General features: G+C 32.1%; 8 protein-coding genes, 2 rRNA genes and 1 riboswitch (1 of these 11 only partly in view). Of the genes, 7 read left to right on the forward strand and 3 right to left on the reverse strand.

Annotated elements, in window-relative coordinates:
• Positions 1-795 (forward strand): 23S ribosomal RNA (locus tag F3K33_RS04190) (it extends 2,115 nt beyond the left edge of the window).
• 274 nt (positions 796-1,069) lie between these two features.
• A 5S ribosomal RNA gene (rrf, locus tag F3K33_RS04195) occupies positions 1,070-1,186 on the forward strand.
• Positions 1,187-1,255: 69 nt separating this feature from the next.
• Here the strand turns inward: rrf and F3K33_RS04200 are convergent.
• Positions 1,256-1,723, reverse strand: a complete 468-nt coding sequence (locus F3K33_RS04200) for a peroxiredoxin (protein ID WP_039773423.1) — start codon at positions 1,721-1,723, stop codon at positions 1,256-1,258.
• 233 nt (positions 1,724-1,956) lie between these two features.
• Positions 1,957-2,070: riboswitch (SAM riboswitch) on the forward strand.
• A gap of 199 nt (positions 2,071-2,269) precedes the next feature.
• Here F3K33_RS04200 and F3K33_RS04205 point away from each other — a divergent pair.
• Entirely contained in the window at positions 2,270-3,559 is a 1,290-nt protein-coding gene (locus tag F3K33_RS04205; protein ID WP_017211732.1) for an O-acetylhomoserine aminocarboxypropyltransferase/cysteine synthase family protein, read from the forward strand.
• 208 nt (positions 3,560-3,767) lie between these two features.
• Here the strand turns inward: F3K33_RS04205 and F3K33_RS04210 are convergent, their stop codons facing one another.
• On the reverse strand, positions 3,768-4,538 hold the full coding sequence (locus F3K33_RS04210) for a response regulator transcription factor (protein WP_011968111.1): 771 nt from the start codon (positions 4,536-4,538) through the stop codon (positions 3,768-3,770).
• On the reverse strand, positions 4,516-6,393 hold the full coding sequence (locus F3K33_RS04215) for a cache domain-containing sensor histidine kinase (RefSeq protein ID WP_023974049.1): 1,878 nt from the start codon (positions 6,391-6,393) through the stop codon (positions 4,516-4,518). Before F3K33_RS04215 ends, F3K33_RS04210 begins: the two co-directional genes overlap by 23 nt.
• Before the next feature lie 170 nt (positions 6,394-6,563).
• Between F3K33_RS04215 and F3K33_RS04220 the strand changes: the two genes are divergently transcribed.
• The 4 genes from F3K33_RS04220 (at position 6,564) to yicI (ending at position 12,151) form a co-directional block, all read left to right on the forward strand.
• Complete coding sequence (locus F3K33_RS04220; protein ID WP_023974048.1) at positions 6,564-7,892, forward strand: ABC transporter substrate-binding protein; 1,329 nt, start codon at positions 6,564-6,566, stop codon at positions 7,890-7,892.
• Positions 7,893-7,958: 66 nt separating this feature from the next.
• Positions 7,959-8,837 (forward strand): carbohydrate ABC transporter permease, encoded by an 879-nt coding sequence (locus F3K33_RS04225; RefSeq protein ID WP_023974047.1) that lies wholly within the window; start codon positions 7,959-7,961, stop codon positions 8,835-8,837.
• A complete protein-coding gene (locus F3K33_RS04230) occupies positions 8,837-9,664 on the forward strand; it encodes a carbohydrate ABC transporter permease (RefSeq protein WP_023974046.1) in 828 nt (275 codons plus the stop codon). The genes F3K33_RS04225 and F3K33_RS04230 overlap by 1 nt, the downstream gene beginning before the upstream one ends.
• Positions 9,665-9,793: 129 nt before the next feature.
• On the forward strand, positions 9,794-12,151 hold the full coding sequence (yicI, locus tag F3K33_RS04235) for an alpha-xylosidase (RefSeq protein ID WP_039773424.1): 2,358 nt from the start codon (positions 9,794-9,796) through the stop codon (positions 12,149-12,151).
• The last annotated feature ends 7 nt before the right edge of the window (positions 12,152-12,158 follow it).

Raw genomic sequence — 12,158 nt, forward strand, 5'->3', positions numbered from 1 at the left:
GTCTGTACAGGATAGGTGGGAGACTGGGAAACTAGGGCGTCAGCCTTGGTGGAGTCGTTGTTGGGATACCACCCTGATAGTATTGAAGTTCTAACTGGATGCCATGAAACTGGTGACAGGACATTGTTAGGTGGGCAGTTTGACTGGGGCGGTCGCCTCCTAAAATGTAACGGAGGCGCCCAAAGGTTCCCTCAGAACGGTCGGAAATCGTTCGAAGAGTGTAAAGGCAGAAGGGAGCCTGACTGCGACACCTACAAGTGGAGCAGGGACGAAAGTCGGGCTTAGTGATCCGGTGGTACCTCGTGGGAGGGCCATCGCTCAACGGATAAAAGCTACCTCGGGGATAACAGGCTGATCTCCCCCAAGAGTTCACATCGACGGGGAGGTTTGGCACCTCGATGTCGGCTCGTCGCATCCTGGGGCTGAAGTAGGTCCCAAGGGTTGGGCTGTTCGCCCATTAAAGCGGCACGCGAGCTGGGTTCAGAACGTCGTGAGACAGTTCGGTCCCTATCCGTCGCGGGCGTAGGAAATTTGAGAGGAGCTGTCCTTAGTACGAGAGGACCGGGATGGACTGACCTATGGTGTACCAGTTGTTTCGCCAGAAGCATAGCTGGGTAGCTAAGTCGGGAAGGGATAAACGCTGAAAGCATCTAAGTGTGAAGCCCACCTCAAGATGAGATTTCCCATAGCATAAGCTAGTAAGACCCCTTGAAGACTACAAGGTTGATAGGTCAGAGGTGTAAGTATGGTAACATATTTAGCTGACTGATACTAATAGGTCGAGGGCTTGACCAATATAGTCAAGTTGTAATATACATTAAATAGAGAGGAAGCTCGACTCACTAGCGTTCGCTGAGTAAGTTCGAGAAACCAAATATGAAATTTGGACTCTCACTTATGTGCAATTTTGAAAGAACAAAGTTTTTTCAAAAAGGAATAATTACAGTAATAGATTAATGTAAATGTGGTATAAGCGTAAACTAAGAGTCTTTTTTCAAAGGAAACTCGACTCACATTCGTTCGCTGAGTGCTAATTTACACGAAATCGAAGATTTCTGTAAATTATGCATCTCGTGATGATGGCATAGAGGTAACACTCCTTCCCATTCCGAACAGGAAAGTTAAGGTCTATAGCGCCGATGGTACTGCATGGGAGACTGTGTGGCAGAGTAGGACGTTGCGAGGTAAGCAAAAAAGATAGTTGTAATAACTATCTTTTTTTATTTATTATCATACAATATTTTAAATAATTAAATTATTGTATAGAACATTTTAATTGTTCTATATGTCCTGTAACTTTAACTTTCCTATAAATCTTTGATATAATCCCATTTTCATCTATTACGAATGTACTTCTTTCAATACCTATGGATTTCTTCCCAAACATATTTTTTTCCTTTAATACGCCGTAGAGCTTACATACCTCCTCTTTTTCATCTGAAAGAAGAATGAAGGGCAATTCATATTTTGCAATAAATTTATCATGAGACGCTAGAGAATCTCTGCTTATACCTAAAATAACAGCATTTTTCATTTCAAAATCATCCAAACCATTTTTAAAATCTTGTGCTTCTTGTGAGCAGCCAGGAGTATTATCTTTAGGGTAAAAGTACAAGATGACTTTTTTATTTAAATAATCACTTAATTTATGTTCTTTTTTATCAGATCCTACTAATGTGAAATCAGGAGCTTTCATTCCTTCTTCTAAAGTTAAACTTTCCATCTTTATTACCTCCATGTCGTTTATAATAATTATTATCTATCAAGATTAAATATTTGTAAAGTAGAAAAGAAACATTGCGACTGGGTTTATTTAGAATATATGACTGTGAATTCTAGATAAAATAACTAATTAATAAAAAATACATACAAAATTTAAAATACTGTTGACATATATAGCAATAAAATGTATACTTTATATCATAGTAAACAACTAAGAATAATATAATATAATAATTTTTATCAAGAAAGGCGGAGGGACTGGCCCTATGATGCCTAGCAACCTGAATTAAAAATCTATTTTAATTTAAGGTGCTAATTCCTGCAGATACTTTATCTGAAAGATAAGAATGTACATATTTTTTTGCTACTTTCTTATCTAGAAAGTAGCTCTTTTATTATCTAAATGTCTAATTATTTGTATATTTCTCTAGGGTCGTGATAAAAATCAAATTCAAAGCTAAATATAATATCTAGAAAATTAGGGTAACGTACAAATCATAGTAAATATATTAGAAATAAAAATTATATAAAATGGGGGCAACAAATTATGAGTAATCAAGAAAGAAAATTAAAATTTGAAACACTTCAACTTCATGTAGGGCAAGAACAACCTGATTCAGCAACAGATTCTAGAGCAGTACCAATTTACCAAACAACTTCATATGTATTTAAAAATTCTGCACATGCAGCAGCAAGATTTGGATTAGCTGATGCTGGAAATATATATGGTCGTTTAACAAATTCAACACAAGATGTTTTTGAAAAACGTGTTGCAGCTTTGGAAGGCGGAGTAGCAGCTCTTGCGGTAGCATCTGGAGCAGCAGCAATAACATATGCATTGCAAAATATAACTAAAGCTGGTGATCACATAGTTGCAGAAAAAACTATATATGGAGGATCTTATAATTTGTTAGCACATACGTTTCCTACAAACGGTGTTACAACAACATTTGTAGATCCATCTGACCTATCAAATTTTGAAAATGCAATTCAAGATAATACTAAAGCAATTTTAATTGAATCACTTGGAAATCCGAACTCAAATATTTTAGATGTTAAAGCATTAGCAGAAATTGCACATAAGCATAAAATACCACTAATAGTGGACAATACATTTGGAACACCATACTTATTTAGACCGATTGAACATGGGGCAGATATAGTTGTTCATTCGGCAACTAAATTTATTGGTGGACATGGTACATCACTAGGTGGAGTTATTGTGGACTCAGGAAAGTTTGACTGGATAGGTTCAGGAAAGTTCCCACAATTATCAGAAGCAGATCCAAGCTATCATGGAATTAAGTTCGCAGAAGCAGTTGGGGCTGCCGCATATGTGACAAGAATTCGTGCTATTTTATTAAGAGATACGGGTGCATGCATAAGTCCATTTAATGCATTTATATTATTACAAGGTTTAGAAACTCTTTCACTTAGAGTTGAACGTCATGTTGAGAATGCTTTAAAAGTTGTAGAATTTTTAAAGAATCATCCAAAGGTTGAAAGTGTTAATCATCCATCGCTACCAGAGAGCGCTGATAATGCTTTATATAAAAAATATTTTCCTAAGGGAGCAGGTTCTATATTCACATTCGAAATTAAAGGTGGAGCAAAGGAAGCACAGGAATTTATTGATAAACTACAAATATTCTCACTACTTGCAAATGTAGCTGATGTTAAATCATTAGTAATTCACCCAGCGAGTACAACACATTCTCAAATGAATGAAACTGAACTAGCAGAGTCAGGAATTAAACCAAATACAATCCGTCTTTCAATAGGAACAGAACATATTGATGATATAATTTATGACTTATCTCAAGCATTTGAAAGTTAGGAGTCATTTAGTTAATAAAGAAAATAATTATTCAGCTTAGTTCTAAGAAAAAGTTTTGATAGATTAAAAGTTTTTGGTTAGTTACTTAAGAGGCAGAAGGCAAACAGTCAATATGAGAGTTTGCCTTCTATTTTTCTTTGGAGTGATAAATTCATGATAGTAATTAATATGGTGTAAAACACAATATTATGAGAACAATATAGAATTATTAGTTATAATTTAAATGTTTTATTCTATAGTCGCTAGGATACACACCTACATTAGATTTAAATACTCTGCTAAAATAGAAGGCATCTTTATAACCAATCAATTCACCAACCTTTTTTATTTCCAAGTCAGGCTGATTAATTAAAAGCTGTTTGGCTTCATTAATGCGAATTCTAGTGATATATTTTATCGGAGTTACTCCGGTATATTTCTTAAAAATCTTACTTATATATTCACTTGTAAATCCAAATTTCTCAGAAATTTCGGTTATTGATGTCACAGAGGCATAGTTATTAAGCAAGTAATTTTCAAGTAACTGGCTTAGGCTTTCAGGCTTTAGACTGTGGTGATCAATTGAAAATGAAGAGAATTCTTTACTTTCGGACTCAAGCATAACAAGAATGCTTTGTAAAGCAGTGCTAAGTTCTTCTATTTTTACTGGTTTTAATAAAAAATCTTTTACACCATATTTTAATGCAGTCTGAGCATATTTAAAATCATTGTATCCACTTAATACCATAGTCTTTATATGAGGATGATTTTTGTAGAGATATTTAATTAATTCTAATCCATCGTATTGAGGCATTCTTATATCAGTAATAACTAGAGATGGACATTGCTGTTCTATGAGAGGAATGGCAATTTCTCCATTGCTAGCTTCACCTACTAATTCAAAAGGAATAGATAAAGAATTAATTTTTTTTATTATATTCTGTCTTATAAGATGTTCATCTTCAACAACAATAAGTTTATAGGTGTGTGTATTGTTCATAAAAATCCTCCTTATTTAGATGTACGGGTCCACCGATTATAAAAATTGTTCTATTTTTTTGAGAATTATCAATTGAAAATATAGCTTCAGTACCATATAAAAGTTGTAATCTTAGATATACATTTTTAAGTCCCATTCCGCCAATCCTTAATGATTTTAGTTCTTTAGTTCTGTTTAAATTATAGAGATTAGATAATAATTTCTCTTTATCTTGATCACTTAAACAACCACCATTATCTTCGATATATATAAGCCACTTTTGATCATTTGTTATAGAAGATTTGATATCTAAAATCCAAGGTGGTGAGGAGCTAAAGCCATATTTAAAAGCATTTTCTACTATAGGTTGTATTATTAGTTTAGGAATTAAAATGTTCTTTGTTGATTCATGAATATTTGAAGTATAAATAAAATCACTTCCATATCGCATTTTCATACATTCAATATATTTTTCCGTATATGATATTTCTAAAGATAAATGAACAGCAGTTTCATCGCATGTTGTAATATAACGGAAATAATCACACAATGCATGACATATATTAATTATTTCGCTATTCATATCTTCTTCAGCCATGATACTTATATTTGTTAAACTATTATATAAAAAGTGTGGATTAATAAGAGATTGGGTCGCTTGTAGTTTTGCACGAGTTTCTTCTGATTTTAATAATAAAATTTCATGAGAAGAATCTCTTAATTTTTCATACATATCACAAAACGATTGATAGAGCTCGGAAATTTCAAGTATATTACTATTAATTGGAACTAATAGAGTTTCATTTTCATTTAATACTCTGTCTATAGTGACCATCTTTGTAGAATTAGTTAAAGTACTTAAAGGTTGAGTTAATCTACTTGAAATTATAAAACATAAAAATAGTGTAAAAATGATTGAAATTATAGCTATAATAATAAAACCTTCTTTAAAGGAGTGCAATGATCTGAAAACAACTTCCTTAGGTTCAACGGCAATGATTGTCCAATTATATGAATCGACTTTTTGATACGACATCAGGACATCATGCTTACTATCTATATTAATAAAATACCCAACTGATGGACTTAAATTGTGTTCTTGTATAGTATTAGTATAATTTATATTATCTTCTGGGGCAGATGAATAGGGGTAAACTAACTCATTATGTTCATTATATATATAGAATGATGTTGAAGGATTTTTTTGCTTTAATTCTGAAATTAGAGAGAATACAGTGTTGCAATCTTGTACTACTTCAACAATACCTTCTGGTTCATTATTTCGATTAAAGAATACACGTGAAAGTGAAAGATAATGATGGTTTGACATATTTTCAATTTTAGTAGGAGAGTATGATAATTTATCAGTAAGAAAAATATTTTTTTCACCATTTTTATCTAATGTATCCTTATACCATGGTACCGTATTCAAATCTACATTTATTACTCCTTGAAAGAAACCTGATCCTATACATATTCCATTTTGTGTATAAAGATTAACTTGACTGGCTGATTGAAAGGGACCGATTATAGCAGTAATAATATCATATATAGCTAAAACGTTTTCTCTAGATTGAGTAAAATGTTCGAGATTTATTGTATCTGTGTTATTATGTGTAAAACTAGTAAAATTCTTTTTTATAGCATTCGAGTAGACAATATTCATGGATATTGTGGACATATTATTTAATTCGGTTGATACTGATTTATGAATAGAGGCACTGATAGTTTCAGATTTGGTTTTGGCTGTTTGGTAAATATTATCACTATAAAAGTAATAAAAACAAAGAAAGAATAAAAGCAATAATAAGGCTACTAGCAACCCATAAATAGAAAATAAGTATGTCTTTTGAGAATAACGTAATTTATAATTCATTATAATCCTCCTCTCCAAAACACATTATATAATAATGTTCAAAAAAGTGCAAAACGGAGTTCTTTTTTATCTATGTCTAATTAATATACTTAGTGATATTATAAGCATGTAGCCAATGTAAAGCATATCAGAAATGTGGACAAATATTTATATTAATGGGGGTATAGTTAATGAGTAAACGTTTATTAAAATTAGTTAGTGCGGTTTGTATGACAGCACTGATAGGGAGTGCTTTTGTAGGGTGTGGAAGCAGCAATGGAGATGGAAGTAAAAGTGCATCGGGAAGTGGAGATTCAGTTACATTAACATTTGGATCTCATCAATCAGGTCTTCCAACATCTGGAGTTGTACAGGATTTGGCAAAAGATTTTGAAAAAGAAACAGGAATTAAAATTGATTTTCAAATTTCTCCGGATGCTCAATGGCGTGATTTACTTAAAGTAAAGTTGGATTCTGGTGAAGCACCAGATATTTTCTGCGCGGATGCTGATCCTTTAAATCTAGTAACAAGAGTTAATCCTGAAAAATACGTATTAGATGTATCAAGTGAAGAATGGGTAAAGAGAATGGACCCAAATGTTCTTCCTTCAATCTCATACAATAGCAAAGTTTATGGTATCACTTTTCCAGGTAAAAAAATGTATTTCTATGTTTACAATAAAGAGATATTTGAAAAATTAGGCTTGAAAATACCAACTAATTATCAAGAATTCAAAAATGTATGTCAAAAAATAAAAGATTCAGGAGTTACTCCAATTTATGAAGGAACTCAAAATGGATGGCATCAAGTACTTCCATTATTTGAAACAGGAGCAATGTATCAACAAAAGCATCCAGACTTATACAATAAGCTTAATAAAAATGAAGTTGATTTAGATTCTATACCTGAATTACAAACTATAATCAATGAATTAAAAGAATGTGCTGATTTAGGTTTTTATGGAGATAATTACTTAAGTAATTCAGTAGAAAATGCAAAAGAAGCAATGGCAAAAGGAAAAGCTGCAATGTTTATAGCAGAATCAGCATGGAGAAATGAAGTGAAATCGGATTTTCCTGATTTTGACGTTAATAAGTTAGGTATATTTGCAATGCCTTGGGGAGATAACCAAACAATTGGTGTGAATCCTGCAAGTAATGCATATTTTATAAATAAAAATGGAAAGCATGTAGAAGAAGCAAAGAAATTCTTTGATTTCCTAGCAAAACCTGAGAACTTACAAAAACGTTTAGATGGACAACCAGGATTATCAGAATTATGCTGGCCTGAAGTAAAATCAAAATATTCAAAAGAGGACCAAGCATACATTGATTCATTGCAAAAAGGAATGGTTATGCAAGCTGGCGTTAAATATATTGACAGCCAATGGATGGATATTGGAAAAGACTTAGAAGCTATGTATAGTGGTTCATCAACTCCAAAGCAAGTATTAGAAACAATTATGAATAGAAGAACAGAACAAGCTAAATTACAAAAAGATCCTGATTGGGATAAATAATTACGGTTATATGAAAATAAGGTTTCTCCTTTTGAAACCTTATTTTATTAAAATGGAGGGATTTGAATGGACAGAAAAAAATTATATCCGTGGTACTTTACAAGCGGGGCTCTATTAATCTTTTTCTTACTTTGTTTTTTACCAGGAATTATAGGTATATTATATTCATTCACGGATTGGAATAATTTCACTGATAAGATCAATTTTATAGGATTCAAAAATTATGCTGAAGTATTGAAAGGTAAGCCAGAATACCGTGCATATTTGTGGAATACAGTATTATTTACTACAGTTACAACAATCATGAAAACGGTAGTTGGTCTAGCTTTAGCCCTATTATTAACACAAAAATTTATCAAACTAAAAAACTTTCATAGAATGGTTATATTTTCTCCTCAAGTAATGTCTTACTTAGTAGTGGGACTTGTTTTCAAAAGTATGCTACATCCAGATACAGGATTCGTAAATAATTTTCTTAAATCTGTAGGGATGGATTTCTTGGCTATGAATTGGCTGACTGATTTAAAAATTGTTTTTGCAACTGTCATGTCTGTAGATACTTGGAAGGGTATGGGGTACATAATGGTTGTAATTATTGCAGGATTGATGTCTATTTCTCCTGATTATTATGAAGCAGCAAATATTGATGGTGCTAATTTTTGGCAAAAGTTTCGATTAATAACCTTGCCATTATTAAAACCAATTATTATAAATGCAACTATATTAAATGTAACATATGGATTTAGAGTATTTGATATGATTTATTCATTAACTAACGGTGGACCAGGTAATGCAACAGGTGTAATTAATACTGCAGTTTATAAGGAGTTCTCTAAAGGAAATTATGCAATGGGTACTACATTATCAAGTATATTATTCTTTGCATTATTACTATTAGTATATTTCATTATAAAATCTATGGAAAATAAGGAGGTAGATGCATAATGGTAACTTTAAAGAAGTCAATTGGAAGCGTAATCGCAAATATAGTAACAATTTTTATAAGCTTATTAGTACTAATACCAATGGTAGTTTTATTTCTTAATTCTTTTAAGAGTCAAGGTGAATCAAATAAGATGTCGCTGTCTCTGCCTAAAGAATGGATATTTGCAAACTATAAAACAGTAATCGAACAGGGAAAATTGGTCTCATCGTTTTTAAACAGCCTTTTATATGCTACTTGTAGTGTTTTAATAATTGTAATTGTAGTAGCAGCAGCGGCGTTTGTTATTGCAAGAAATCGTAAAGGTATTAATAATTTTATATATTACTTTATCCTTTCAGGTATAGCGATACCAATTAACAATGTTGCATTAATGAAAGTTTTGCAGGCATTAAATCTTGTAAATACTAGATTAGGGATTATTCTTGTTTATGCAGCAATAAACATTCCTCTTAGCTTATTTTTATCATATGGGTTTATTTCAACAATACCTAGAGAGATTGATGAAGCCGCTGTTATTGATGGATGTGGACCAATTAGATTATTTATAAAAATAATACTTCCATTATTAAAACCGATTATTTCGACTTTATTTGTTTTGAATTTTATGGCTGTTTGGAATGACTTTACAATGCCTTTATATTATTTAAATAATTCTGCAAAATGGCCAATGACATTAGCGGTTTATAATTTCTTTGGAGCATTTGAAAATTCATGGAATTTAGTTAGTGCAGATATAATACTAACATTGCTACCTGTATTAATTATATTTATATTAGGACAAAAATATATTGTTGGTGGTGTTTCAGCAGGGTCTGTAAAAGGCTAATAGAGCAGGAATGTTATAGTTAGATAATTTAGCATAGTTTAAATAGAAAGAATAAATAAAATAATAGAATTTATAAAGTTCCTAAAGACAAAAGCTTATTTAGGAAACAGAGTAGGAGCGTGTATTAATATGAAATTTAGCAATGGATGCTGGCTGGACAAGCCAGGATATCAGATATTTAGCCCTCAAGAAGTTTATAGTACTAAAATAGAAGAGGATGTTGTAACTCTTTATGCACCATGTAATAAGATAAACCAACGAGGAGATACATTAAAGGGGCCAGTTATAACATATAAAATCTCTTCGCCAATGGAAAATGTAATAAGAGTTAGAGCATATCATTTTATGGGACAACGAAAAAAGTCTCCAAACTTTGAAATTTATAAAGATGAGAAGGTTAATAGTTTAATAGAAGAAAATGAAAAAAATATAATATTTAAATCAGGAGATCTTAAAGCTGTAATAGATAAAGATGTATTTCAAATGAGCTTTTATAGAGGAGATAAAAAGCTAACGTCTAGTATGCCAAGAGGACTATCATATGTTAATACTGCTGAAGAAAGAGTCTTTATGAAGGTTCCAGAAGAAGGAGTTTTCATGAAGGAAGAATTACAATTATCCGTAGGGGAATTGGTTTATGGACTTGGAGAAAGGTTTACCCCTCTAGTAAAGAATGGCCAAAGCATAGATATATGGAATGAAGATGGAGGAACAAGTACAGAGCAGTCATATAAAAACATACCATTTTATATGACTAATAAAGGATATGGAGTATTTGTAAATCATCCTGAAAGGGTATCTTTTGAAGTTGGTTCAGAAAAAGTCACTAAAGTTCAATTTAGCGTTCCAGGAGAATATCTAGATTACTTTATAATTGGTGGAGAATCAATGAAAGAAGTAGTTGAAAATTATACAACACTAACAGGTAAACCAGCACTTCCACCAGCATGGTCATTTGGATTATGGTTAACAACATCTTTCACTACAAATTATGATGAAGAAACGGTTAATAGTTTTGTTGATGGCATGGCAGATAGAGATCTGCCACTTAGAGTATTTCATTTCGATTGCTTTTGGATGAAAGATTTTAATTGGTGTAATTTTGAATGGGATAGCAGAGTATTCCCAGATCCAAAGGGAATGCTTACAAGATTAAAGAAAAAAGGATTAAAAATATGTGTCTGGATAAATCCATATATTGCTCAAGAATCAAAGTTATTTAATGAAGGTATGGAACACGGATATTTCATAAAGAAACCTAATGGTGATGTGTGGCAATGGGATTTATGGCAGCCTGCAATGGGGATTGTAGATTTTACAAATCCAGATGCATGCAAATGGTATTCAGGTAAGCTTAAAGAATTAATTGATATGGGAGTAGACTGCTTTAAGACTGATTTTGGTGAACGTATACCAACAGAGGTTGAGTATTTCGATGGATCAGATCCATATAAAATGCACAATTATTATACTCAAATATATAATAAGGTAGTATTTGAGACTTTAAAAGAAAATTTAGGAGACGATGAGGCAGCAGTATTTGCAAGATCAGCTACTGTTGGAGGACAAAAATTCCCAGTACATTGGGGAGGAGACTGTGAAGCGAATTATGAATCAATGGCAGAAAGTTTAAGAGGTGGATTATCTCTTTGCATGTCGGGCTTTGGATTCTGGAGCCACGATATAGGAGGTTTTGAAAGTACTGCAACAGCTGATGTATATAAGAGATGGGTTGCCTTTGGATTATTATCTTCTCATAGTAGGTTACATGGAAGCAGTTCGTATAGAGTACCATGGCTTTATGATGAAGAAGCTTGTGATGTGGTTAGATTTTTTACTAAACTTAAGTGTAGAATAATGCCATATTTATATAACATAGCTAATGATGCATCAAAAAGAGGTATACCAGCTATGAGAGCTATGATGTTAGAATTCCAAGATGATCTAGCTTGTAATTACTTGGATAAACAATATATGCTTGGAGATTCTATCTTAGTTGCACCCATATTTAATGAAGAGGGAGAAGCAAATTATTATTTACCAGAAGGAATGTGGACTAACTTCATAAGTGGAAAGAAATATAAGGGTGGAAGATGGATCAGAGAAAGACATGATTACTTAAGTGTACCTATGATGGTTAAAGAAAATAGTTTAATTGCTGTTGGAAATGAAAATTCTAAGCCGGACTACAATTATAGAGATAATGTATCAATTTTTGCCTATGAATTAAAAGAAAATAAGAAAACAACTACAAGTGTCGTAGACATGAAAGGCAACAAAGTTCTTGAAGTGGAAGTCACAAAAAATGAAAAAAATATTATTATTGAATCTATAGGTACTGAAGGAGAATGGTCTTTAGTACTCAAGAAACTTTCTAATATAGAAAATGTTGATAATGGAGTACTTATTCATCAAGGAGAGGATACAATAATTAAATTTACAGATGGAAATTGCAAATGTAATTGTAAAATAGAGTTTAGCATGTAACAATTTT

This window comes from Clostridium beijerinckii, assembly GCF_008705175.1.
GTDB lineage: Bacteria > Bacillota > Clostridia > Clostridiales > Clostridiaceae > Clostridium > Clostridium beijerinckii.

What these genes read in the sequence shown, in the direction of transcription:
- F3K33_RS04200 (WP_039773423.1), bottom strand. Translation starts at nt 1,723, where the DNA reads ATGGAAAGTTTAACTTTAGAAGAAGGAATGAAAGCTCCTGATTTCACA.
- F3K33_RS04205 (WP_017211732.1), top strand. Translation starts at nt 2,270, where the DNA reads ATGAGTAATCAAGAAAGAAAATTAAAATTTGAAACACTTCAACTTCAT.
- F3K33_RS04210 (WP_011968111.1), bottom strand. Translation starts at nt 4,538, where the DNA reads ATGAACAATACACACACCTATAAACTTATTGTTGTTGAAGATGAACAT.
- F3K33_RS04215 (WP_023974049.1), bottom strand. Translation starts at nt 6,393, where the DNA reads ATGAATTATAAATTACGTTATTCTCAAAAGACATACTTATTTTCTATT.
- F3K33_RS04220 (WP_023974048.1), top strand. Translation starts at nt 6,564, where the DNA reads ATGAGTAAACGTTTATTAAAATTAGTTAGTGCGGTTTGTATGACAGCA.
- F3K33_RS04225 (WP_023974047.1), top strand. Translation starts at nt 7,959, where the DNA reads ATGGACAGAAAAAAATTATATCCGTGGTACTTTACAAGCGGGGCTCTA.
- F3K33_RS04230 (WP_023974046.1), top strand. Translation starts at nt 8,837, where the DNA reads ATGGTAACTTTAAAGAAGTCAATTGGAAGCGTAATCGCAAATATAGTA.
- yicI (WP_039773424.1), top strand. Translation starts at nt 9,794, where the DNA reads ATGAAATTTAGCAATGGATGCTGGCTGGACAAGCCAGGATATCAGATA.